This window comes from Halomonas rhizosphaerae (assembly GCF_030012485.1).
Taxonomy (GTDB): Bacteria; Pseudomonadota; Gammaproteobacteria; order Pseudomonadales; family Halomonadaceae; genus Halomonas; species Halomonas rhizosphaerae.
In genome coordinates this window covers 62,996-86,526 of record NZ_JASCQQ010000005.1, presented here as the reverse complement: position 1 = coordinate 86,526, position 23,531 = coordinate 62,996, and the positions used below count along the sequence as shown (strand labels likewise).

Below are 23,531 nucleotides of genomic sequence, written 5' to 3'. Positions count from 1 at the left end.
TGATGGCCTCCATCGCCTCAGGCCAGGGTCACCTCCGGTGACAGGTAGACGTCCTGGATGGCGTTGAGCAGCTCGATGCCCTCGGCCGTGGGCTTCTGGAAGGCCTTGCGCCCGGAGATCAGCCCCATGCCACCGGCCCGCTTGTTGATCACCGCGGTGCGCACCGCCTCGGCGAGGTCGGAGGCGCCCTTGGAGCCGCCGCCGGAATTGATCAGCCCGGCACGGCCCAGGTAGCAGTTGGCCACCTGGTAGCGCGCCAGGTCGATGGGGTTATCCGAGGTCAGCTCGTCATAGACCTTGGCATGGGTATGGCCGAAGCCGATGTCGCGGAAGCCGCCGTTGGTCTCGGGCAGCTTCTGCTTGACGATGTCGGCCTTGAGGGTCGCCGCCAGGTGGTTGGCCTGGCCGGTCAGGTCGGCGGCCACGTGGTAGTCGGTGCCATCCTTCTTGAAGTCCGGGTTGCGCAGGTAGGCCCAGAGCACCGTGACCATGCCCAGCTCGTGGGCGCGCTCGAAGGCCTCGCTGATCTCCATGATCTGGCGACGGCTCTCGTGGGAGCCGAAGTAGATGGTCGCGCCCACCGCCACGCAGCCCATCTCGAAGGCCTGCTCGACCTGGGCAAACAGCGTCTGGTCGTAGATCGCCGGGTAGCTCAGCGTCTCGTTGTGGTTGAGCTTGAGGATCATCGGGATCCGGTGGGCATAGCGCCGCGCCACGCTGGCCAGCCCGCCGAGGGTCGAGGCCACGGCGTTGCAGCCGCCCTCGATGGCCAGCTCGACGATGTTGGCCGGGTCGAAGTAGCGCGGGTTCGGCGCGAAGGAGGCCCCCGCCGAGTGCTCGATGCCCTGGTCCACCGGCAGGATGCTGAGATAGCCGGTGCCGGCCAGGCGACCGTGGTCGAACAGCGCCTGCATGCTGCGCAGCACGTTCGGGCGGCGGTCGCTCTGGGCCATCACCCGGTCGACGAAGTCAGGTCCGGGCGGGTGGATCGTCTCGGCGGGCACGCCGCGGCAGACGTGTCCCAGCAGGGTGTCGGCCTCGCTGCCCAGCAGCTTGGTGATATCGCTCATGTCGTTCCTCTCCTTGGTACCGGTGAATACGCTCTTCCCAGCGTAGGGGAAAACCGTACCGAGGGGAGGCCGCGCATGCAACGGGAGCGCCCGCGCTGGGCAGGCGCCCCCGGTCAGCGCAGGCTCAGGCCGCCTTGACCTCGATGCGCCGCCGGCGATGGGTCTCCTTGCGGGGCAGCACCAGCTCCACCACACCGTTGTCGATGCGCGCCTGGATGGCCTCGGCATCGATCTCGTGGCTCAGGGTGAAGCGCCGCGCGTAACGCTGTGCGCGGACCTCTGCATAGATCGCGGTCAGCCCCTCGGGCATCTCGAGGCGCACCTCGCCTTCCAGGCTCAGCACGTTGTTGTCCACCTCGATATGCAGCGACTCGCGGGTCACGCCTGGCATGTCGGCGACCAGGTGCAGAGCGTTGCCGTCCTCGAAGATATCCACCGGCGGCAGCAGGGTCTCCACCTCCGGCTCGCGGTCTGCAGGCACCTGCGGGGCATCACGTCGGGTCACATCGTTCATCTCGCTCACCTCCTCGGAAGTCCTCGAACACACGACCTGTCTCACTCTGCCTGAATCGCGATGCGCCGCGGCTTGAGCTCCTCGCGCTTGGGCAGCAGCACCTCGCACACCCCGTCGCGGAAGCGCGCCTCGGCCCGCTCGACGTCCAGGCCATCCGGCAGTGCCAGCGAGCGGCTGAACTCGCCACGGAAGCGCTCGCGGCGGAAGTCGGTGCGCGCTGACGCGTCCTCGTGCGCGGCCTCGGGCTCACGCCTGCCGGAGACGGTCAGCACGTTGTCCTGGAGGCTCACCTCCAGGTCATCGGCCGACAGGCCGGCGGCGAACACGTAGACCCGCACCGCATCGTCGGTGCGCCCCACGTTGATCATCGGGAAGCTGCCGCGGGGCACCGAGCGGATATCCGCGGCACCGGCCTCGGGCAGCATCTCGTCCATCAGTTGCCGGAACCAGTCCAGGCCCTGGGACCGGCCGGTATCGAAACGCCTGAGATCTCCGAACATCACGAACACCTCCTACGCTGATTGACCTCGTGTGGTTGAGCGGGGGGACGCCACTCGCGGCTGACATCGCCCCGGTAATCTGCACAATAGGAGCGCTTCGACGTTTTTCAAGGGGCCAGGACGCGCCCTTCACCCTGCTCACGAACGCTCTTCCAACAAGGACACCTCCATGCCGGCACTGCGTGGCTTCCTCTGGCTGCTGGGCTTCCTGCTGACCGGCGAGATCCTGGTGACGCTCACCGGGCTGCCGGTCTCCGCCGGCGTGGTCGGCATGCTGCTGCTGACGGCCTGGCTGCTGCTCCACGGCGGCGGCTTCGACGACATCGCCGCCGCGGCCCAGCCGCTGATCGCGATGCTGGCGATGCTGATCATGCCGGGAGTGGTGGGCGTCTTCTTCCTCGTCGACGAACTCGCCGGCCAGTGGACGGCGATCCTCGCGGCGCTGGTCGGTGGCACCCTGCTCAGCGTGCTCACCACCCTGTGGCTGATGCGCCGGCTGATGGCGAAGAGGCATGGCGACCCCAGGGACCCCGGCCATGACTGAACTGCTCGACCACCTGCTGGCCACCCCGATCCTGGCCATCGCCCTGACGCTGGCCGCCAATGTCGCCGGCATTCGGCTGCTCAAGGCCCTCGGCGCCCCCGCCTGGTGCCCGCCGATCCTGGTCGCCTCGCTGCTGCTGGCCAGCGTGCTGGCCCTGCTCTCCATCGACTACGCGGACTATCGCCGGGGGGCGGCCTGGCTGATGCTGCTGCTGGGCCCTGCCACGGTGGCCCTGGGGTTACCGCTGCACCAGCAGATGCCGCAGATCCGGCTGCTGTGGCGACCGCTGCTGGCCTGCCTGCCGCCGGCGGCGCTGCTCGCCGCCGCCTATGCAGTGGCCATCGCCTGGCTGTTCGGCGCCCCGCCGGAGACCCTCGCCTCGCTGGCACCCAAGTCGGTCACGGCCCCCATCGCCATCGGCATCACCGAGCAGCTCGGCGGCTCGGTCTCGCTGATGATGGGCGGCCTGCTGATCACCGGGGTGGTGGCAATCGGCTTCGTCGGCCTGGGCGCGCGCCTGCTGGGCATCCGTGACGAGCGCATCATCGGCTTCGCCCTGGGCCTCAACGGCCACGCCCTGGGCACGGTACGGGCCTTCGAGATCGGCCCCGTCGCCGGCGCCTTCGCCTCGCTGGGCATGAGCCTGACCGGCATCGTCAGCGCCCTGCTGCTGCCGCTCGCCTGGCGACTGGTGGGCCCCTAGAGCAGACGATCGGGGCGCAGATGCGCTAGAATCGCCGCTTCGTGTTTCCTGGCCCCGGAGTCCCCTTTCCCCCCATGGCCCTTCGCATCGCCATCAACGGATACGGCCGCATCGGCCAGTGCGTGCTGCGCGCCCTCGTCGAGAGCGAGGCGTCACGCCATGCCATGCACGACGAGCCGCGCCTCGAGATCGTGGCGATCAACGAGCTCTCGGACCTCGCCACCATCGCCTACCTGACCCGCTACGACACCACCCATGGCCGCTTTCCCGGCAGCGTGGAGGTGGAGGGCGACCGCCTGGTGGTGAACGGCCGAACCATCCGGGTGCTGTGCGAGCCCGACCCGGCGAGGCTGCCCTGGGCCGAGCTCGGCATCGACCTGGTGCTGGAGTGTTCCGGCAGCTTTCGCGACCGCGCCACCGCCGAGCGCCATCTCGCCTCCGGCGCCGGGCGGCTGCTGTTCTCCCAGCCCGCGGAGAGCGACGTCGATGCCACCATCGTCAGCGGCATCAACGACCATACCCTGGCCGCGCACCACCGCATCGTCTCCGCGGCCTCCTGCACCACCAACTGCCTGGTGCCGGTGCTCACCGTGCTCGACGAGGCGCTTCAGATCGAGCACGGCGTGACCACCACCATCCACTCGGCGATGAACGACCAGCCGGTGATTGATGCCTACCACCAGACCGACCTGCGCCTGACCCGCTCGGCGATGCACTCCATCGTGCCGGTGGACACCGGGCTGGCCCGCGGCATCAATCGCCTGATGCCCCACCTGGCCGGTCGCTTCGAGTGCCTGCACGTGCGAGTGCCGACCATCAACGTCTCGACCATGGACCTGTCGATCTGCGTGCGCCGCGACACCACGGCCGAGGCGGTCAACGCCCTGCTCGCCGAGGCGAGTCGAGGTCGACTCGTCGGGCGGCTCGGCTACACCGAGGAGCCGGTGGCCTCGGTCGACTTCAACCACGATCCGCGCTCCGGTATCGTGGACGCCACCCAGACCCGGGTGGCCGGTGGCCACCTGGTCAAGCTGCTGTGCTGGTTCGACAACGAGTGGGGCTTCGCCAACCGCATGCTCGATGTCGCCCGGCGCCTGGCCGCCCTGCCCCCGGCACCGCCCGACACCCCCGACAGATGACGTCACTTCGGCTTTCCCCAGACGAGGAACCTGCTTCCATGAACGTGCGCAAGATGACCGACCTCGACCTCGACGGCCAGCGAGTGCTGATCCGTGAGGACCTGAACGTGCCCGTCAAGCACGGCAAGGTGACCAGCGACGCCCGCCTGCGGGCCAGCCTGCCGACCATCCAGACCGCCCTGGCGGCCGGCGCCCGGGTGATGCTGATGAGCCACCTGGGCCGTCCCACCGAGGGCGAGCCGGCCGAGGCGTTCTCGCTGGCGCCGGTGGCCGAGCACCTGGGCGAGCTGCTGGGCCGTCCCGTGCGTCTCGTCCGGGACTACCTGGGCGGCGCGGTCGAGGTTGCCGACGGCGAGGTGGTGCTGCTGGAGAACGTGCGCTTCAACCCGGGCGAGAAGAAGGACGACGAGACGCTCGCCCGGCAGTATGCCGCGCTCTGCGACGTCTTCGTGATGGATGCCTTCGGCACCGCCCACCGCGCCCAGGCCTCCACCCATGGCGTGGCGCGCTTCGCCCCCACCGCCTGCGCCGGCCCGCTGCTGGCGGCCGAGCTCGACGCCCTGGAGAAGGCGCTCGCCACCCCGGCGCGCCCCATGGTCGCGGTCGTCGGCGGCTCCAAGGTCTCCACCAAGCTCGAGGTGCTCAACGCCCTCTCCGAGAAGTGCGACCAGCTGATCGTCGGCGGCGGCATCGCCAACACCTTCATCGCCGCGGCCGGCTACAACGTGGGCAAGTCGCTGCACGAGCGTGAGCTGATCGACCAGGCCAAGGCACTGATGGAAAGGGTCGAGATCCCGCTGCCGTCTGATGTGGTGGTGGCCACCGAATTCTCCGAGTCGGCCGAGGCCGTGGTCAAGCGGGTCGACCAGGTGACCGATGACGAGATGATCCTCGACATCGGGCCGGACACCGCCGGCCGCCTGGGCGGCCTGCTCAAGGATGCCGGCACCATCCTGTGGAACGGCCCGGTGGGCGTTTTCGAGATCGACCAGTTCGGCAAGGGCACCGAGGCGCTGTCGCTGGCCATCGCCGAGAGCAACGGCTTCTCCATCGCCGGCGGCGGCGACACCCTGGCGGCCATCGACAAGTACGCCATCGAGGACCGCGTCTCCTACATCTCCACCGGCGGCGGCGCCTTCCTCGAGTACGTGGAGGGCAAGACCCTGCCGGCGGTGAAGGCCCTGGAAGACGCCGCCGCCCGCTGAGGCACCCGCACCCTCGATATCCACTCTCCGGCGTGGCCACCGCAGCCACGCCGTCATGACGTCCCATACAGAACAGGTGAATCCATGGCTCTGATCAGCATGCGCCAGCTGCTGGACCACGCCGCCGAGCATGGCTACGGCGTGCCGGCCTTCAACGTCAACAACCTCGAGCAGATGCGCGCCATCATGGAAGCCGCCGACGAGACCGACTCGCCGGTGATCGTCCAGGCCTCCGCCGGTGCGCGCAAGTACGCCGGCGCCCCCTTCCTGCGCCACCTGATCCTGGCCGCCGTGGAGGAATTCCCGCACATCCCCGTGGTCATGCACCAGGACCACGGCACCAGCCCCGCCGTCTGCCAGCGCTCCATCCAGCTCGGCTTCTCCTCGGTGATGATGGACGGCTCCCTGGGCGAGGACGGCAAGACCCCGATGGACTACGACTACAACGTCGACGTCACCCGCCGCACCGTGGAGATGGCCCATGCCTGTGGCGTCTCGGTGGAGGGCGAGCTGGGCTGCCTGGGCAGCCTGGAGACCGGAATGGCCGGCGAAGAGGACGGCATCGGCGCCGAGGGCAAGCTGGACCACGACCAGCTGCTCACCGACCCGGAAGAGGCCGCCGACTTCGTCAAGGCCACCGGCGTGGACGCCCTGGCCATCGCCATCGGCACCAGCCACGGCGCCTACAAGTTCACCAAGCCGCCCACCGGCGACACCCTCTCCATCCAGCGCATCAAGGAGATCCACGCCCGCATCCCCGAGACCCACCTGGTGATGCACGGCTCCTCCTCGGTGCCCCAGGAGTGGCTGGCGGTCATCAACGAGTTCGGTGGCGCCATCCCCGAGACCTATGGCGTGCCGGTGGAGGAGATCGTCGAGGGCATCAAGCACGGCGTGCGCAAGGTCAACGTCGACACCGACCTGCGCCTGGCCTCCACCGGCGCGGTGCGCCGCTTCCTGGCCGAGAACCCCGCCGAGTTCGATCCGCGCAAGTTCCTCAAGGCCTCCACGGCCGCCATGAAGGCGATCTGCAAGGCGCGTTACGAGGCCTTCGGTACCGCCAGCAACGCCTCGAAGATCACACCGATCAACCTCGAGGAGATGTTCCTGCGCTACGAGCGCGGCGAGCTCGACCCCAGGGTCAAGTGATCACGGCGCGTTGATCCACAGGGGCGGCCGCGGGCCGCCCCTGTCGTTTCCGGCGGATGCCGCCCTCAGCGGATCCGGCCGACCCGTGACAGCCCCTCTCTCCGCGGCCTGACCACGACGATCTCGCCGGACCCGACGCCACCGCCCACCAGGGCGGTGATGTTGACCTGGTGGGTGACCAGCACCAGGGTGCCCTCGCCGTCCCAGTCGCGGATCAGTGCACGTGCGGCGCGGGTGCGGTCGTCGGCCTCGCCACGATTGCGGAAGAAGGAGTCCAGCGCCGGGGTGGGAAAGACCTCGCCGAGCCCCAGCAGCTCGGCGGTCTCCAGGGCGCGGCACCAGCGGCTGGCATGCACCGCCGCCACCTCGATGCCCTGCTCACGGAAGCGCTCGCCGATGGCCCGAGCCTGCTCACGGCCATCCGCGGAGAGGTTGCGCTGGGTGGTGCAGTCATCGAGCACGAAGTCCGCCGGGTCGCCGATACCGGGCGCCAGCGCATGGCGCATCAGGGCCACATGGCCACCCTGCGCCAGGGCCTGCCAGGCCTCGGCGTCGCCTTGCCGTGCCTGAGCATCGGCCTGACAGGGTGACACCAGGCCCATGATGGCTGGCAGCAGCAGGGCCAGCACCAGCAAGGCCAGCCGCGATGGCACCGGGAGGTATCGCATCTAGTTGACCTCGCAAGCTGAGCACAGGGGACGGGCCCCCTCGTGTCTTCAGCCTAGCCCATCCCGCCCGGCTAGAACCGTGCCCGGAAGTGCCACTCGTCGCCACCGACCTCATTGCGGATCGCTGCGGCGATGTCGGGGTCGAGGGCGGGATCATCCGGGGCATACAGTCCGCAGCGGGCCAGCGCCCGGCGAGGACTGACCGTGTCACTCAGCCGGTCGTAGACCACCCGCACGCAGCAGGGCATACGCTCGCTACTGTCGGCCACGCCCAACTTGAGGCCGGTGAGGCGGGACACATGGCTCTTGAAGCTAGGAAACAGGATGGTCTGGGTGATCTCATGGCCGTTGAGCGACTCATGATCGACGAGAAAAAGGCGATCGGTCAGCAACAGGGCCACTCCCCGGTATCGATTATGACAGGCGCGTCCACCGGCCAGGGGCGGCATGCGCTCGGTGCGCTGGTATAGCACGGCGTCGCCGCGCCGCTCGAGGCAGACCAGGGTACACAGCACACGGCCGGGCTGGGACATCGACAGGTAATACTCATGATAGCAGCCAAGATAGCGTGACATGCCCAGCCGCCCATTTTCGAGAAGCGTGGCGGGAATTCCCAGAGAGGACGCTTGCCGCGAGGGGCCACCAAACGTCTCGGGACGCAGCCGGACCAGGGGCCGAAAGTCCTCGTGGGGCAAGAGGATCTCGTGGACCTCGACCCCGAAGAAATCGCAGATGCGACGCATGGTGCTGTCGGCGGGCTTGTAGCGACCGCTCAGGTATCGATTGAACTGGGCCCGGTTGATGTCCAGTCGGCGACACACCTCGGCGATGGAGCGGTAATAGCTGCACAGCAGCCGCAGATTGGCCGCGAAGTCGTGATGCATATCGATGTCCCCGCCCATGGCACCCGAAGACTGGTGCAGTCTGATGCACCTTGTGCGAAGAATGGTGCGCCAGGCTGCAACAGGGCGTCAAATTCCATCCCGCTCGCAAAGTGATTAAATCGGACACACGACTCTCAAGCGCAATCCCAACAACACAAGAGCGGAGACAATTCATGTTGGATTTCCTTAACGACCTGCTGTGGGGCAAGGTCCTGCTCGTGCTGCTGATCGCGGTCGGCGCCGGCTTCACGGTGGCCTCTCGCTTCGTTCAGTTCCGCTATTTCGGCCGGATGTTCCAGATCCTTGGCGCCAGCCAGGCCTTCAAGCGGGACAAGCACGGCCACCTCAGTTCCTTCCAGGCACTGGTGCTATCGGTGGCCGGGCGCGTCGGAGGTGGCAACATCGCCGGCGTAGCCGTGGCCATCACCCTCGGCGGCCCAGGGGCGGTGTTCTGGATGTGGATGGTCGGCCTGATGGGCATGGCGACTAGCTTCCTCGAGTGCACCCTGGCACAGACCTACAAGGAAGCCGAACCGGACGGCACCTACCGCGGTGGACCTGCCTACTATATCCGCAAGGGGCTGGGCAGCCGCTGGTCCTGGCTGGCGGGGCTCTACTCGATTCTGCTGCTGGTCACCTTCGGCTTCGGGTTTACCGCCCTGCAGTCCTATGCGGTAGCGACCTCCTTCGGCGACGCCTTCGGCGTGCCGGTACTCTATAGCGGCCTCGCCCTGGCCCTGCTGGTGGGACTGATCATCTTTGGTGGCATCAAGCGCATTGCACGCATTTCCGAATTGCTGGTGCCCTTCATGGCCGGTGGCTATATCCTGATCGCGCTGCTCGTTCTGATCCTCAACATCGGAGAGCTCCCCGCGGTGATCACGCTGATCGTGAAGAGCGCCTTCGGTCTGGAGCCGGCCATCGGCGGCGGCATTGGAGCAGCGATCATGATGGGCGTGAAGCGCGGCCTGTTCTCCAACGAGGCAGGGCTTGGCAGCGCCCCGAACGTGGCGGCGGTGGCCTATGTGCCGCACCCCGCCAACCAGGGCATCGTGCAGGCCTTCTCGGTGTTCATCGACACCGTGATCATCTGCTCAGCCACGGCCTTCATGATCCTGCTCAGCGGTGTCTACGACCCGGCCTCTACCAATGAGGTCGCAGGCATCGCCCTGACGCAGGCGTCGATGGCCGATCACGTTGGAGAATGGGGACGCACCTTCGTCAGCCTGGCGCTGCTGCTGTTCGCCTTCAGCACCATCCTCTACAACTACTACCTGGGCGAAAACAGCCTCAACTTCTTTAGCCGAGACAACCATACCCTGTTCAACGCCTTCCGCGTCACCATCGTGCTGCTGGTATGCTGGGGGGCGACCACTGATCTCGGCACCGTATTCGGCTTTGCCGACGTGACCATGGGCCTGCTGGCGGTGGCCAACCTGATCGCCCTGATTCTGCTGTTCAAGCCGGGCCTGCGCATCCTCAGGGACTTCGACGGCCAGATCCGCGACGGCATCAAGCAGCCGATCTTCGATGCCACCCAGCACCCCGACATGGACCTGGATCCCAAGGCCTGGGAGATCGAGCCGGAAGACCTCGAGCGCATGCATGACGTCCTCGGCAACGCACCGGACCGCGCCCGGCAGTGACCCCGCCTCACCCGTTTGCCCGATCCCCCGGGCAAGCACACGGCCCCGCCCGAACGGGAGGGGCCTGTCCTCTTCCTTGCAGCCAGGACCCCCATCATGACCCGCCTGCTGATACTGCACACCGGCGGTACCATCGGCATGCAGCCCTCACCCCAAGGCTACGTGCCGGCGGCCGGCTTTTTCGAGCGCCTGGCCCGACACCTGAAGGGCCAAGCCCCGGATACCCTGCCCGCCTACCACCTCATCGAACTGGCGCCACTGATCGATAGCGCCGATAGCGCCCCGGCCGACTGGAACCGCATCGTCGCGGCGCTGGCCGAGCATTGGCGCGAATACGATGCCTTCATCGTGCTGCACGGCACCGACACCCTGGCCTACACCGCCTCGGCGCTGTCATTCATGCTCGGTCCCCTCGACAAGCCCGTGGTGCTCACCGGCGCACAGATTCCGCTCGGCGAGCCGCGCAGCGATGCCGTCAACAACCTCTCCACCGCTCTACTGATGGCAGCCGATCCCGCCATCCCTCGGGAGGTCTGCATTGTCTTCCACGACCGGCTGCTACGCGGCAATCGGGCACGCAAGGTACGCAGCCAGGGGTTCGACGCCTTCGATTCCCCGGACGCTCCGTGGCTCGGCGAGGGCGGTATCCACCTGAACTTGCATGGCCATCGGGCCCTGCCTCTCGGCACCCCGGACTTCACGCAACGTCACTTCGCCTCGGGCGCGGTCGCCATGCTGCTAGTGCACCCCGGGCTGTCGATATCGCTGCTGGATGCGGTGCTGGCAGACCCTGCGCTCAAGGGGCTGGTACTGCTGACCTATGGCGTGGGCAATCCCCCAGGCCTGGATGGCGCACTGATCGACCGGTTGACGCAGGCCGGCCAGGCAGGCGTCGCGATACTCAATGTCAGCCAGTGCCAGCAGGGCCGAGTGGTGCAGGGCACCTATGCCACCGGCGCGGCGCTGCAAGCCGCGGGCGTGATTGCCGGCCAGGACCTCACCCCGGAGGCGGCGCTGACCAAGCTTCAGGTGCTCATCGCCGATGGCCTGCAGGGGGAGGCGCTGCGGTCGGCCCTGGCGACCCCGCTGCGCGGCGAGATGGCTGCGGAGTGAGCCGACCCATGGCCCCTACGAGCTCGCAAGTTGCAGCCCCTCGCCGGGCCTACCTAGAGTGAAGGCGAAGCGTCACCATGGAGAGAGACGACATGAAACCTGCTTGGCAAGTGTTCGGGCTGGCCGCATTGCCCTTCCTGCTGCTCGGCAGCCAGTCGAGCCTGGCGGACGACGGCGCCAACGGCAACGACGCCGACGCCGCCTCGGTGGAAGGTCAGCGTTCCAGCAAAGCCGACCCCGACCTGCAGAGCGCCCCCGACCCCGCCGGCCAGGCACGGGTGGAAACCCGCGAGCAGTCTCCCTACGGGCGCTACCTGACCGACGCCGACGGCATGAGCCTCTACCTGTTCGCCAACGATCAGCCAGGGGCCGACAACAGCACCTGCGACCAGACCTGTGCCATCGCCTGGCCGCCCTACGCCACTCAGGCAGAGCCCCAGGCGGGCGAACACGTCGATGGCGACCTGCTGGATACCATCGAACGCGAGGATGGCTCCCGCCAGGTGACCTATGACGGCTGGCCGCTCTACTACTTCTCAGGCGACAAGGCTGCCGGCGATGCCCTCGGCCAGGATGTCATCCACCTGGGCGCCGCCTGGTACCTGCTGTCGCCCGACGGAGAGCGCATCGAGGCGGAGGAGCGTGCCGAGGCGTCGCGCTAGCCCGCCCACAGGCATGCGACGCTATCGCCCGAGCCGACGCAGCGCCCGCCGGTGGTAGCCGGGACGGGCACGGTGCAGGGCCTCGCGGCCGGCGCGGCGGCCAACCACCCGGGCTACGCCCACCAGCACGCCGGTGGCCGCCCCCCACAGAAGGGCATGGCGCCAGCCCACGTCCGGCTCGTCGGGATTGGCCGGCGGGGCCTCGCCCACCTCGTGCCGATAGGTCTTGTCGGCGGCCCTTCGGGCCATCACGCTGGCCGCCACCGCCGCGGCGGAGCCGACCAGTGACCAGAGGGTGTCCTGCTTCATGCGGTACCTCGCTGTCATGACATCACCGGCCGGAGGAGGCGACCCGCCGCCGGCCCCTGCGGCCCTTGCTTCATGCTAGCCGACCTTTGGCCAGATGACGTCTCCGGCAGGCTTGCACCGAAAAAAACCGCCCCGTTCAACGGGGCGGCAACGCCTCTTCGCTCTGAAGACTGCCATCACGAAATGGGGCGAGCCACCTGGGGTGGCTCGCGGTGAGCCTTACCAGGTGGACTCCTCGTCGTCCTCACCTTCCTCGGGCTCATCCCACTCTTCCTCTTCCTCCTCGTATTCCTGGCCGGAGCCGTCATCGGAGCCGGAGGTTTCCCACTCCTGCTTCTCCTGCTCCTCGTTCTCGTACTCGGTGCCGCTCGTGCCGGCATTGTCACCGGAGGATCCCATGGCCTCACCGGAGTCGCTGGTCTCCTCCTGCTCCGTGGTGGTCGGCTCGTACTCCTCGTCACCACCGCCGAAGGCCAGCGGGCTGGCGATCAGGCCGAAGGACACACCGAGGATGCCGAGCTTCTTGAGAGTTTCCCTGGACATCATGTTCACACCTCCATCGAATCGTGGACTGGCGAGATAAGGAAAGCCGCTTGGCTTTACGTCCCGGCCGGTGAGCCCCTGCGATAGCGGGTGGTTCTTACCGGCCGTATCACTCACTCAGGAGGCTGCATCCGTCGGGCCAGGATGCCGATCAAAGGATATAAAATCTTTTATTTCAATAAGATAATAAGGACCTTCATTCCAGAACATCCCCTCCTGGAAGGTCCCAGGGGTGGCGATATCTGGCACATGGTCCACGGTCGCACACTCATCGGCAGGCTCTCGGTCGCCCCTGCCCAGGCGGGGCATAACGCGCTACGCTCGTCTCGACACCCCGCCCCGAGGAGCCTCCATGGATAGCGCGCCACCCTCGCCACGCCCGACGGCGAGAGACATGACCGACAGGATCGGGAAGCGAACCCCATGATCCCGCTGCTGGACGACCTCTCCCTCGGCATGGCCCTGCTGCTGTTCGGCGGCTGCGCTCTGGTGATCGGCGTCGTGGGGACCCGCCTGACCGGGATCGTCGACGATCTGGCGGATCGCACCGGCCTCGGCGAGGCCATCGCCGGCGCGGTGCTGCTGGGCATGGCCACCTCCCTCTCGGGCATCGTGGTGTCGGTCTCGGCGGCACTGGCCGACCGTCCGACCCTGGCCATGAGCAACGCCCTGGGCGGCATCGCCGTGCAGACGCTGTTCCTGACCATCGCCGACATCTCCCACCGGCGCGCCAACCTGGAACACGCCGCCGCCTCGCTCGGCAACCTGATGCAGGCGGGGCTGCTGTTGTGCCTGCTGTCGCTGATACTGATCGGACGCTTCGCCCCCGAATGGACGCTGTGGCAGGTGCACCCGGTCACCCCGCTGCTGCTGATCGGCTACCTGTTCGGTCTGCGTCTGGTGGATCGCAGCCGCGACAACCCCATGTGGCGCCCCGCCCAGACCCGTGAGACCCAGCCCGATGTGCCCGATGAACGGGCCATGGGGCGCTCGGCGACACGGCTCTGGCTCTCCTTCGTCGCCCTGGCGGCAATGCTCGGCATCAGCGGCTGGCTGCTGGAGCGCTGTGCCGCGGTGATCGCCGAGCAGACCGGCCTGGGACAGTCGGTGGTGGGGGCGCTGATGACGGCGGTGGTGACCTCGCTGCCGGAGCTGGTCACCTCGGTGGCGGCGGTTCGGCGCGGCGCCCTGACCCTGGCCGTGGCCGGCATCATCGGGGGCAACGCCTTCGACACCCTGTTCGTCGCGGCCTCCGACATCGCCTACCGAGGCGGCTCGGTCTACCACGCCATTCCCGATACGGTCGCGCTGTGGGTCGCACTATCCATGCTGATGACCGGCATCCTGTTGGTGGGGATGATCCATCGCGAGCGGCAGGGCCCGGCACATATCGGCTTCGAGAGCGTCGGCATCATCGCCTGCTATCTGGCCGGAGCGCTCACCCTGTTGATGGCCCCTTGACGTCGAGGCATCCCGATGCGCCGACAGCGGCTTCGGCCGACCATGGCCGCCGCACCACGCGCCTTCATGGTCTGGAGCGGGACCGCCGACCGGTCTGCCTGTGATCGCTGCGACGACGCCATAACCTCGCTTCGAGCCATGTGAACAGGTAACCGCGCGGCGCATCGACCCCCGTTACGACATAGCGAAGCGTGTAGGGATTATGGAGTGTCGCCTGCAGTATCGGCTCCACCCAGTCCACACCACAGAACAGGAGCTCGTCGCCACCCTCGAGCGGTAAATCCCCGTCCGGCAACATGATCGACCGGCCTTCCCGGCGAACGGCGAGCACTTCGCACGGAAGCGTATCCAGGAACGTGCGCGCATCGCGGCACAGCGCATCGAGCGTAATCACGCCGTCGGTGTCGAGATATTGGGTCACGGCCGGGGCCTCCCCCGGAATCAGCCTCACCGACCATAGGTGAGGAGGCTCTGCGCCCACGGTCGCCTGCAGACGGGCGACCAGTTCTTTCGTCCGGGCCGGTTCATGTTGCGCGAGCCAGTCGACCAGCTCCTGGACGAGGGGCGAGATCAGCAGCTTCAGGATCCGGCGCGCCGTTGTCAGGCTGTGCTGGAGGACCAGGTCCGCCCGCGCGGCATCGAAGGCGACCTGATTCTCATGGCTGTTCTGGCGCACGATGCGAAACGCATCCGGATTGAGCTCCGTCACCGCCAACAGCGTACTGAGATTGTCCGAATCGCGATTCGTCGCGGCGACGACCCCGGCCGCGTCGTCAATTCCCGCGGTCACCAGGGCCGAATGATCGGCGTGTGCCTGCAGCATGACCGTACCTTCTTCGGTCCCCTGGGCGTCCACTTCCGGATCGATAATACATACGTTGATCCCATTGGCATGAAGATATCGATGGATCCAGTACCCCATCCGTCCGTAACCGCACAGGATCCAATTGCCCCGCGGAACCTGTACCGGCACCCCGAGTTCGATGCCAGGTGCGCCCACGAACCAGGCATTGAGGTTGTGCAGTTCAGGGCGTGCGATCGCCCAATAGAGGAGTTGGGCGAAGATCTCGAACGGGTCGACGACTGTTACATTGTCCAGCGCCCGCAGATTGGCCTCGTGACGGGGCGAGGTCGAACGACAGATGACCCGGAGCCGTGGATTCAGGTGCCGCGCCATCACCGCGATCTTGAGATTGGCATCGTCATCGTTCGTCAGCGCGACCAGGGCCCGGCATAAGGTGTGTTCGACACCCGCGGCCAACAGGTGTTTCGGCGCGCTGGCATCCGCATGGAGTCCCGGCATCGCGACCGTGTAATCGCGCACGCCCAGTGCCTTGATGCGTTCCGGGTCGGAATCGAGTATCACCGCGCGCATATGGTGGTCGCTCAGGCCCCGTGCAAGCAGACTGCCGGTATCGCCGAAACCGCAAAGGATGACGAAAGGTTCCACGTTGCGGTCGACCTTGCGGGCGAACCGGAACCTATCCATGGCCTGGATGAAATGGGGGTTCTGAACCAGGCCAATCAGGGAGCCGAGCGCATAGAACCACGCGATCACGCCGGTATAGAGGCAGAAGATGGTCCACAGGCGTTGCTCGTCGCTGAAGCCGTCCGGCAGTTCGCCGAAACCGGTCGTGGTCGCCGTGTAGGTGAAGAAGTAGAAGGCATGGAAGAGGTTCATGTTCGTCGTCTCACCATCGACGACCTGGCCTGGCATCAGGGCCATGCCCATGATGCCCACCGAATAGACGAACAGCAGCGCAAACAGCGGCCGACGCATATAGCGCAGGACGATCATCGCCACCCGGTCGAGATCGGAGGTCTGCGTCATGCGTTCAATCCTCCCTCTGCCAGTCCAGGATCGCGACCGCCACGCTGAACCGTTCCACGTGCCGTGCTAGCGCCGCGAGAGCAGCGTATCGCCGACCAGGATCACCGTCGCGATGATGTTCGCGACCAGCGCTCCCGTTGCGATCGAGACGATGTCCGCCATTGCGCCAGGCCCCGGCCCCCCCCCGTCACCGGGATCCGCGACGATCCAGACGACACGCGCCGTGATCAGCAGAAGGCCGGCCACCAGGCCGGACGCCATCAGCAATGCCCCGGTCTGCGAGCGATCCCCCATTTTCAGGCCGATCGCGACCAGGTTGGCGATGATGGTGAGCGTCAGAATCCAGACATTGTGGTGGGCGGGGGTCTCGAGGCCACCCGCGACGAACGCGTAATTGAGGCTGAGGGTAAGGATGATGAAAAAACCGAAAACGACGCGTTCGAGATTCATGGGCCTGCTCCTGGCCGGGACGCGCCGTCAGTATAGGCATGAGCCGTCGGTGACCGCGAACGCCACCCCCTGATGGGCGCGGGCAGCGGCCGGGCTCCCGGCTCCAACAACCGGGCATCCGGCGTGTCCCGGGCTCGCCGGGCACTGTCGCCATTCACCATGCTCAAGAGCTTCCCGACGCGATCCGCCTATCGCGGTCAGACGATGATTCATCACCATGAGCGCATCATCGCCACCATGCCGTGAAGCCGTGAAGCCCTGACACCAACGTCATCGCGATATTGAAGAACACTGTTCACAAAATAGGGAAACTGAGCTTTAATATTGGGCAGGAAGACCCATCATCTGTAACAATGAACTTATAACATTCTGATTCATCGTGAGGCCCGGTGATGGCACGCCACCTCTGCCTGCTCTTCGATTGCGACGGCACCCTGGTCGACAGCGAGCCACTGCTCGCCGACGAGATGTCGTCCAGCCTGACCGACGCCGGCCTGCCCTTCCAGGCCAGCGACTACATGGGAGAGTTCCGCGGGGCCCGCTTTCGCCACATCGTCGCCGAACTCGAGCGCCGCCATGGCAGCGTGGACCCGGAGCGGCTCGATACCCTCGAGTGCCGCATGCGCGCCAACCTCAACCGGCGCCTGGCCAGCGAACTGATCGCCATCCATGGCGCCACCGAGGCCCTGGCCGCCCTCGCCGGCCATCCCATGGGGGTGGTCTCCAATGGCCCGGAGAACAAGATCCGCACCTCGCTCGAGGCCACCGGGCTCGCCGCGGTGTTCGGCAACCGCCTGTTCAGCGCCTACACGGCCAACTGCTGGAAGCCCGACCCCTGCCTGTTCCGCCATGCCGCCAGCCTGATGGGTTTCGCCCCCGAGGATTGCGTGGTCATCGACGATGCCCTGGTGGGCGTCAGGGGCGCCCTGGCCGCCGGCATGACGGTGATCCACCTCAACCGCTTCCCCGATGTCGAGGAGACGCCGGCAGGGGCCATCATGATCAGCAACATGTTCCAGCTGCCCACGGTGATCGGCCACCTGGAGGGTGCCCGCGCCCTGGCCGCCCACGCCTGATATCCACACCTCCCTTCTCGCCACCACCTGTGGACAGCGGACGCGGATGCAGACCGCCCGCTGCAGGGCTATCATCGCCCGGACACTCTCGACCGCGAGGAGGCCGACATGGCATCCCTGAAGGACCAGCTCGGCGGCCTGGTCTACTCCACCGAACATGGCGATACCTGCCCGGACTGCCGCCTGCCCCTGGCCGAGTGCGAGTGTGCCGGGCAGGCCGAACGGGCCCGTCTGGCCGAACTGGACGGTATCGTGCGCATCCGCCGCGAGACCAGCGGCCGCAAGGGCAAGGGCGTGACCACCCTCGAGGGCATCCCGCTGCCCGCCGGCGAGCTCAAGGCCCTGGCCAAGACACTCAAGAAGCGCTGCGGCACCGGCGGAGCGGTCAAGGAAGGCGTCGTCGAGATCCAGGGCGACCACCGCGAGCTGCTCAAGGGCGAGCTGGAGAAGCGCGGCTACCGGGTCAGGCTGGCCGGCGGCTGATGCCTCCGGGCGACCCGCCCACCACCAGCTCGCACAGGGGGGCCAGGGCCTCGGCCGGGGCCTCTACCTTGAGCGCATAGAGGTCATCGGCCCGAGTGCGGCCAAGGTTGAGACAGACGATGGGCTGGCCCTCCCGGGCCGCCGCCCGGGCGAAGCGGAAGCCGGAAAAGACCATCAGCGAGGAACCCACCACCAGCAGCGCATCGCTCTCGGCCTGCAGGGCGAAGGCGGCCTCCACGGTAGCGCGCGGCACGCTGTCGCCGAAGAAGACCACGTCGGGCTTGTAGATACCATCGCCGCAGCGCGTGCAGTCGGGCACCCGGAACCCCGAGAAGTCGGCCTCCAAGTCGGCATCGCCGTCCGGGCCCGCCCGGGCGCCGGCCTCCAGCCAGTGCGGGTTGCGGGCGGCCAGCTCGGCATGCAGGTCATGGCGCATGCGCCGGGCACCACAGCCCATGCAGCGCACCCTGTCGGCGCGACCGTGCAGGTCGATCACCCGCCGCGAGCCGGCCCGCTGGTGCAGGCCATCGACGTTCTGGGTGATCACCCCGCTGACATGACCCATCGCCTCGAGCCGCGCCAGTGCCTGGTGGGCCGCATTGGGCCTGGCGTCCTGCAGGGTGCGAAAGCCCACCAGGGCCCGCGCCCAGTAGCGCTGGCGGGCCGCATGGCTGGCCATGAACACCTGATGCTGCATGGGCGGCGGCCGCTTCCAGTCGCCGCGGTCATCGCGATAGTCGGGAATGCCGCTCGCGGTGCTGATGCCGGCGCCGGTGAGCACCGCCAGGCGCGGGTAACGCGCGACAAAGGCGGCGAGCGCCTCGAGGTCATGGGCCGGTGGCACCGCCGTCGCCTGTCTCACGCCTGCCTCCTCATGCCCCATCGCTCGTCCCTCGCCCTTCTCGCCGAAAGAGCATGGCCCCGCGAGGGGGAGGTTGTCTAGAATGGACGCTCCCCCTCAGGGCAAGGAATCCCGATGGCCTGGCTGGAATACCTGCTCCCGCTGATCTTCCTGTTCCCGCTGGCGGCCACCGCAGTGATCGTGGTGGCGCTGCGCAACCTGCACGATGCCCGGGTGCGCTCGCCCTTCGACGCCCATCCGCTGCGCGAGCCGGGGCAGGCCCTGCGCGATCGCCTCGACCGCGCCTTCGCCGGCCTCTTCCTCGACGGCGCCCTGGGTCCCATCGTCACCCTGGCGCCGCTGGTCTACGGCATGGGCCGCATGCTCTTTTCCAGTGAGCAGGACTGGGTCGAATGGGCGCTCTACGGCGCGCTCTGCACCCTGCTGGCGCTGGTGTTCTGCTTCCTGCTGATCCGCGACTTCCAGCGCATCCGTCGTCTCAAGCTGGGGCTGGCTTGCGAACTCGCCGTGGGCCAGGAGCTCGAGCGGCTGATCCGCCCCGAGGCGCACCCCTACTATGTCTTCCACGACGTGCCCGGCGATGGCTACACCATCGACCATGTGGCGGTCACCCCCCACGGCATCTTCGTGGTCGAGACCCGTGCCCGCACCCCCGCCATCACCCCCGGCGGCCGCGAGGTCAACCTGGTCGCCGTGGAGCCGGATCGCCTGCGCTTTCCGGGCTGGAGCGAGCGTCGGCCGCTGCGCAAGACCCGCCAGGCCACGCGCTGGCTGACCGGCTGGCTCGAATACCAGGTCGGCGGTCCGGTACCGGTCAAGGGCGTGCTGGCCCTGCCCGGCTGGGAGATCGACGCCAGCCAGGCACCGGACGACCTGCTGGTGGTCGGTGGCGGCGACCTGGCCAGGCAGCTCACCGCGACCCGGCTGGGCGAGGTCGACGATGCTATCCACGATGACGTGATCACGGCCCTGCGCCATCGCGCCAGCCTGCTGGACCTGCCGCCCCTGGAGGGCCCCTCGATCTGATCAGTCGAAGGTGGCGATGCGCACCCGGGTCGCGCAGCGGCCACGGTCCTGGCGCACCAGGCTCTCGGCCGCCGGGAACTGCGTCAGGCGCTCGGTCGCGATCCCGATACGCACCTCGGTGAGCAGGCGATTGCCGCGTCCGCGGCACTCCAGGCGCAGCGCGCGGCCCGTGCCCTCACCGAAGGCCGCCTCGAAGGCATTGATCAGGTCGTTGCGCCCCACCTCGCCTCCCTGGTTGAGGGTCACGAAGGCCGAGAAGGCACTCGCGTTGACCCTCTCGACCAGCGCCACCGAGGCCGAAAAGTACGCCGCCTCGGGCAACGCCAGGCAGGCGGCATGCTTGGCATACTGGTAGCGGTCCAGGCAGCTGGCACGCCCCGGCATGGTGGCGTCCAGCGCCTCCCCCAGCGGGGCCGGCAGGCCGAGGGGCGGGTGGGCGCGGCAGAAGCTGCCGTCGGGCCGTGGCGTCTCGAGGAAACAACCCTCCTGCCACCAGCGACGCCGGTCGACGCCACGTTCGGCGAAGCGTTCCGGCAGCGAGGGCCACAGGCCGTGCAGCACGAAGCCACGCTCGGCGCCCTCGCGCAGGTCCGCTTCACGGCACTCCCGGGGCGGGCGCGAGAGGCTCTCACAGAAGCCCGGGTGCCAGGTCAGTGCCAAGGTGTAGTGGTCGAAGCCCTCGGCCGGAAGTCGCTCGAGAGGCCCCTGCGCCAGCGCAAGGCTGGCCAGCAGGGCCGCCGCCAGGCCCAGCAGCGGCCGGCACCAGGCGCGCATGCTCAATCTCCCCGCAGCCGGCCGCCCATCTCCTGGGCCAGGTCCACGGCATAGTGGTCGGTCATGCCGCCGATGAAGTCGAGCATGCGCCGGTAGCTGTCATAGAGGCTCCAGGAGGGCCGCGGGGTGTTCTCGCCGATCAGCGCCAGCACGCGCTGGTGCTTGAAGGTCGAGCGGCCAGTATGGTGGAGCTCATGGGCGGCACCGATAAAGGCCTCCAGAAGGATGCCCAGCGTCGTATAGGCACCGATCTCCAGCTTGGCCTTGCGCTCGTTCTGGAAGATGCGCTCCCGGGCCAGCTGCTTGGCCGCCTTGACGCCCCAGCCCAGGTCCGGGTGGCAGAGCTCGAGCAGGTCGTCCTTGGGGCGCCCGCCCAGCAGTTCGGCCTCGTGCTGCACGAAGACCGCGCCCACGTCGTTCACCGCCCGCTCCATGGCCGCGCCACGCAGGGCGGCGATGCGCCGCCGCTGGGAGACCCCGTGGCGCTGCATGGTGGAATAGTCGGCGGGTTCGCCGCCGGCGATCTGGATCAGGATCTCGGCCACCTCCTCATAGCGCAGGATGCCCATCTCCAGGCCATCCTCCAGGTCGAGCAGCGCGTAGCAGATGTCGTCGGCGGCCTCCACCAGCCAGGCCAGCGGGTGGCGGCACCAGCGCCCCTCGCCACGGGGCAGCAGGCCCAGCCGCTCGGCCACCTCGGCCAGCAGCTCGCGCTCGCTCTGGTAGCAGCCGAACTTGCCCGCCGCCCCGCCGTGCTCCACGGTCCAGGGGTACTTGAGCAGGGTGCCGAGCGTCGCCGTGGTCAGGCGCATGCCGCCGCGGAACTGGTTGTACTCCACCTGGGTGACGATGCGAAAGCCCTGGGCGTTGCCCTCGTAGGTGAGCAGGTCCTGGCGCTCGGGCGGCGAGAGCCCCTCCAGCAGGCCGCTGCCATCGGCCGCGGCGCGGGCGAACCAGTCGCGGATGGCGTACTCGCCGGCATGGCCGAAGGGCGGGTTGCCGATGTCATGGCCCAGGCAGGCGGCCTGGACGATCACCCCCAGATCCGCCGGGGTGATCCAGCCGGGCAGGCGGCCACTCAGCCGCTCGCCGACGATCATGCCCAGCGAGCGTCCCACGCAGCCCACCTCCAGGGAGTGGGTCAGCCGGGTGTGGATATGGTCGTTGTCGGTCAGCGGATGGACCTGGGTCTTGCGCCCCAGGCGCCGGAAGGAGCCGGCGAAGACGATGCGGTCGTGGTCCTTGTGGAAGGGGCTGCGGCCGATCTCGTCGCGACCGCCGCCGGGGCGCTCGCCGCGCCGGTCGTGCAGGCGACCCGGGTCGAGCAGCCGCTCCCAGCTCATCTGCGTCATGGGCGTTCTCTCCTTGGATGGCCCATTCTGGCAGCCCCCGGCGCCGGCGCCCAGCCCTTCGAGCTAGGGCAGGCGCGCCCTGACCATCCAGGAGTACACCAGGCCGGCAACGATCAGGGTCACGGCAAAGAGGTAGATGCCCACCGAGATGGCACTGTTCCACAGGATGCTCCAGTCGCCGCCCGAGATCGACATGGCGCGGCGCAGGTTGAACTCCATCTGACCGCCCAGCAGCAGGCCCAGCACCACCGGCACCGTGGGGATCTCCAGCTTGCGAAGCGCATAGCCCAGCACCCCGAAGCCCAGCATCATGTAGAGGTCGAAGGCGCTGTTGTTGAGCGAGTAGACGCCGACGAAGGCCACCATCACGACCATGGGCATCAGGAACCAGCCTGGCGCCTGCAGCACCTTGGCGAACAGGCTCACCAGCGGTACGTTGAGCACCAGCAGCACGAAGTTGCCGATCACCAGGGCCGCCACCAGCCCCCACACCATCTCCGGCTGCTGCTCGAAGAGCAGGGGTCCTGGGGTGATGTTCATCGACAGCAGCAGCGCCAGCAGGATCGCCGTGGTGCCGCTGCCGGGGATGCCCAGCGACAGCATGGGAATCAGTGCCCCGCCGGCGGCAGCGTTGTTGCCCGCCTCGGGCGCCGCCACGCCGCGCGGGTCGCCCTGGCCGAAGCGGCCGTCGCGCCCCACCCAGCGCTTCTCGAGCATGTAGGCGAGGAAGCTGCCCAGCGCCGCCCCGGCCCCGGGCAGCACCCCCGCCACGAAGCCGATCAGCGAGCCGCGGGCGATGGTCGGCGCGCAGCGGCCGGCGGAGCGCACGCCGGGCATCGCCGAGCCGAGCGTCAGGGTCGGGCGGCTGGTGCCGCGGATATCCTCCAGGTAGATCAGACACTCCGAGATGGCGAACAGCCCCACCAGGGCGACGATGAAGTCGATGCCGTCGTAGAGCTCGTAGAGCCCAAAGGTGTAGCGCGGCACCCCGCTCACCGCATCGATGCCGACGCTGCCCAGCAGCAGCCCCAGGAAGGCGGCGGTGAAGCTCTTGACCAGGCTGCCGCCGGTCACCCCGCCGATGGTGGCGAAGGCCAGCACGAAGAGGGCGAAGTACTCTGCTGGACCGAAGCGGATGGCGAACTGGACCAGCAGGGGGGCGAACAGCGCCAGCCCCAGGGTCGCCACCCCGGCGCCGACGAAGGAGGCCACCGCGGAGAGCCCCAGCGCCTCGCCGCCACGCCCCTGCAGCGCCATGGGATAGCCGTCCAGGGTGGTCATCATGGCCGGCTCGTCGCCGGGGATGTTGAGCACGATGGAGCTGATTCGCCCGCCATACATGCAGCCGTAGTAGACGCTGACCAGCAGGATCAGCGCCCCCGTGGCCGGCAGGCCGAAGTTGAAGGAGAGCGGGATCATCAGCGCCACGCCGTTGACCGGCCCCAGACCGGGCAGCGCGCCGATCAGGGTGCCGATGACACAGCCGATGAACGCCAGGAAGAGGTTCTGGGGCTCCAGGGCCACGGCAAAGCCCTGGGCGAGGAAGGCGAGGATATCCATGTCGCGG

General features: G+C 67.9%; 25 protein-coding genes. 12 read left to right on the top strand and 13 right to left on the bottom strand.

The window, feature by feature from the left end:
• Window positions 1–17: 17 nt before the first annotated feature.
• From QLQ86_RS01880 to QLQ86_RS01870, 3 genes are all read right to left on the bottom strand, one after another.
• Window positions 18–1,070, bottom strand: a complete 1,053-nt coding sequence (locus tag QLQ86_RS01880) for a class I fructose-bisphosphate aldolase (protein WP_282735012.1) — start codon at window positions 1,068–1,070, stop codon at window positions 18–20.
• Between the two features lie 124 nt (window positions 1,071–1,194).
• Window positions 1,195–1,584 carry an Hsp20/alpha crystallin family protein gene (locus tag QLQ86_RS01875; RefSeq protein WP_282815745.1) on the bottom strand — a complete coding sequence of 130 codons (390 nt, stop codon included), beginning with the start codon at window positions 1,582–1,584 and terminating at the stop codon, window positions 1,195–1,197.
• 41 nt (window positions 1,585–1,625) lie between these two features.
• Window positions 1,626–2,084: an Hsp20/alpha crystallin family protein gene (locus QLQ86_RS01870; protein WP_282735166.1), complete on the bottom strand. Its 459-nt coding sequence runs from the start codon at window positions 2,082–2,084 to the stop codon at window positions 1,626–1,628.
• 169 nt (window positions 2,085–2,253) lie between these two features.
• Here QLQ86_RS01870 and QLQ86_RS01865 point away from each other — a divergent pair, with 169 nt between their 5' ends.
• The 5 genes from QLQ86_RS01865 (at window position 2,254) to fba (ending at window position 6,824) form a co-directional block, all read left to right on the top strand.
• Window positions 2,254–2,628, top strand: coding sequence for a CidA/LrgA family protein (locus tag QLQ86_RS01865; protein WP_282815744.1), 375 nt, complete (start codon window positions 2,254–2,256; stop codon window positions 2,626–2,628).
• Window positions 2,621–3,331 (top strand): LrgB family protein, encoded by a 711-nt coding sequence (locus QLQ86_RS01860; RefSeq protein ID WP_282815743.1) that lies wholly within the window; start codon window positions 2,621–2,623, stop codon window positions 3,329–3,331. The genes QLQ86_RS01865 and QLQ86_RS01860 overlap by 8 nt, the downstream gene beginning before the upstream one ends.
• A 74-nt stretch (window positions 3,332–3,405) precedes the next feature.
• Window positions 3,406–4,470, top strand: a complete 1,065-nt coding sequence (locus QLQ86_RS01855; protein WP_282735016.1) for a type I glyceraldehyde-3-phosphate dehydrogenase — start codon at window positions 3,406–3,408, stop codon at window positions 4,468–4,470.
• Between the two features lie 38 nt (window positions 4,471–4,508).
• On the top strand, window positions 4,509–5,675 hold the full coding sequence (locus tag QLQ86_RS01850; protein WP_282815742.1) for a phosphoglycerate kinase: 1,167 nt from the start codon (window positions 4,509–4,511) through the stop codon (window positions 5,673–5,675).
• Window positions 5,676–5,759: 84 nt separating this feature from the next.
• Window positions 5,760–6,824: a class II fructose-bisphosphate aldolase gene (gene fba / locus QLQ86_RS01845; protein WP_282815741.1), complete on the top strand. Its 1,065-nt coding sequence runs from the start codon at window positions 5,760–5,762 to the stop codon at window positions 6,822–6,824.
• 65 nt (window positions 6,825–6,889) lie between these two features.
• On the opposite strand, the gene QLQ86_RS01840 is transcribed toward fba, so the two are convergent.
• Entirely contained in the window at window positions 6,890–7,492 is a 603-nt protein-coding gene (locus QLQ86_RS01840; protein ID WP_282815740.1) for a histidine phosphatase family protein, read from the bottom strand.
• Between the two features lie 71 nt (window positions 7,493–7,563).
• Complete coding sequence (locus QLQ86_RS01835) at window positions 7,564–8,376, bottom strand: helix-turn-helix transcriptional regulator (protein ID WP_282735020.1); 813 nt, start codon at window positions 8,374–8,376, stop codon at window positions 7,564–7,566.
• A 173-nt stretch (window positions 8,377–8,549) separates the two neighbouring features.
• On the opposite strand from QLQ86_RS01835, the gene QLQ86_RS01830 reads away from it, so the two are divergent.
• The 3 genes from QLQ86_RS01830 (at window position 8,550) to QLQ86_RS01820 (ending at window position 11,797) form a co-directional block, all read left to right on the top strand.
• Window positions 8,550–10,022 carry an alanine/glycine:cation symporter family protein gene (locus QLQ86_RS01830; RefSeq protein ID WP_282815739.1) on the top strand — a complete coding sequence of 491 codons (1,473 nt, stop codon included), beginning with the start codon at window positions 8,550–8,552 and terminating at the stop codon, window positions 10,020–10,022.
• Between the two features lie 96 nt (window positions 10,023–10,118).
• Window positions 10,119–11,135, top strand: coding sequence for an asparaginase domain-containing protein (locus QLQ86_RS01825; protein WP_282815738.1), 1,017 nt, complete (start codon window positions 10,119–10,121; stop codon window positions 11,133–11,135).
• 92 nt (window positions 11,136–11,227) lie between these two features.
• Window positions 11,228–11,797, top strand: coding sequence for a COG4315 family predicted lipoprotein (locus QLQ86_RS01820; RefSeq protein WP_282815737.1), 570 nt, complete (start codon window positions 11,228–11,230; stop codon window positions 11,795–11,797).
• Between the two features lie 21 nt (window positions 11,798–11,818).
• Here the strand turns inward: QLQ86_RS01820 and QLQ86_RS01815 are convergent, their stop codons facing one another.
• Both QLQ86_RS01815 and QLQ86_RS01810 read right to left on the bottom strand, forming a co-directional pair.
• Window positions 11,819–12,106, bottom strand: a complete 288-nt coding sequence (locus QLQ86_RS01815) for a DUF4235 domain-containing protein (protein ID WP_282815736.1) — start codon at window positions 12,104–12,106, stop codon at window positions 11,819–11,821.
• Window positions 12,107–12,325: 219 nt separating this feature from the next.
• Window positions 12,326–12,652, bottom strand: coding sequence for a hypothetical protein (locus QLQ86_RS01810; RefSeq protein WP_282735025.1), 327 nt, complete (start codon window positions 12,650–12,652; stop codon window positions 12,326–12,328).
• A gap of 420 nt (window positions 12,653–13,072) precedes the next feature.
• On the opposite strand from QLQ86_RS01810, the gene QLQ86_RS01805 reads away from it, so the two are divergent.
• Entirely contained in the window at window positions 13,073–14,110 is a 1,038-nt protein-coding gene (locus QLQ86_RS01805; protein WP_282815735.1) for a sodium:calcium antiporter, read from the top strand.
• 64 nt (window positions 14,111–14,174) lie between these two features.
• On the opposite strand, the gene QLQ86_RS01800 is transcribed toward QLQ86_RS01805, so the two are convergent.
• Both QLQ86_RS01800 and QLQ86_RS01795 read right to left on the bottom strand, forming a co-directional pair.
• Window positions 14,175–15,941, bottom strand: coding sequence for a potassium channel family protein (locus QLQ86_RS01800; RefSeq protein WP_282815734.1), 1,767 nt, complete (start codon window positions 15,939–15,941; stop codon window positions 14,175–14,177).
• 66 nt (window positions 15,942–16,007) lie between these two features.
• Window positions 16,008–16,391, bottom strand: coding sequence for a DUF6394 family protein (locus tag QLQ86_RS01795; protein WP_282815733.1), 384 nt, complete (start codon window positions 16,389–16,391; stop codon window positions 16,008–16,010).
• Window positions 16,392–16,783: 392 nt separating this feature from the next.
• On the opposite strand from QLQ86_RS01795, the gene QLQ86_RS01790 reads away from it, so the two are divergent.
• Window positions 16,784–17,467 (top strand): HAD family hydrolase, encoded by a 684-nt coding sequence (locus QLQ86_RS01790; protein ID WP_282815732.1) that lies wholly within the window; start codon window positions 16,784–16,786, stop codon window positions 17,465–17,467.
• A 108-nt stretch (window positions 17,468–17,575) separates the two neighbouring features.
• The gene (locus QLQ86_RS01785; RefSeq protein ID WP_282815731.1) at window positions 17,576–17,950 is read left to right on the top strand and encodes a translation initiation factor Sui1; all 375 of its coding nucleotides are present in this window, start codon (window positions 17,576–17,578) and stop codon (window positions 17,948–17,950) included.
• On the opposite strand, the gene QLQ86_RS01780 is transcribed toward QLQ86_RS01785, so the two are convergent.
• Window positions 17,931–18,833, bottom strand: a complete 903-nt coding sequence (locus QLQ86_RS01780; protein WP_407650025.1) for an NAD-dependent protein deacetylase — start codon at window positions 18,831–18,833, stop codon at window positions 17,931–17,933. The two genes, QLQ86_RS01785 and QLQ86_RS01780, sit on opposite strands and share 20 nt — an antisense overlap.
• A 93-nt stretch (window positions 18,834–18,926) precedes the next feature.
• On the opposite strand from QLQ86_RS01780, the gene QLQ86_RS01775 reads away from it, so the two are divergent.
• A complete protein-coding gene (locus QLQ86_RS01775) occupies window positions 18,927–19,838 on the top strand; it encodes a nuclease-related domain-containing protein (RefSeq protein WP_282815729.1) in 912 nt (303 codons plus the stop codon).
• Here the strand turns inward: QLQ86_RS01775 and QLQ86_RS01770 are convergent, their stop codons facing one another.
• From QLQ86_RS01770 to QLQ86_RS01760, 3 genes are all read right to left on the bottom strand, one after another.
• Window positions 19,839–20,612, bottom strand: coding sequence for a ribonuclease T2 family protein (locus tag QLQ86_RS01770; RefSeq protein WP_282815728.1), 774 nt, complete (start codon window positions 20,610–20,612; stop codon window positions 19,839–19,841).
• A 2-nt stretch (window positions 20,613–20,614) separates the two neighbouring features.
• Window positions 20,615–21,964, bottom strand: a complete 1,350-nt coding sequence (locus QLQ86_RS01765; RefSeq protein ID WP_282815727.1) for a deoxyguanosinetriphosphate triphosphohydrolase — start codon at window positions 21,962–21,964, stop codon at window positions 20,615–20,617.
• Window positions 21,965–22,027: 63 nt separating this feature from the next.
• A complete protein-coding gene (locus tag QLQ86_RS01760; RefSeq protein ID WP_282735035.1) occupies window positions 22,028–23,524 on the bottom strand; it encodes a tripartite tricarboxylate transporter permease in 1,497 nt (498 codons plus the stop codon).
• Window positions 23,525–23,531: the final 7 nt, after the last annotated feature.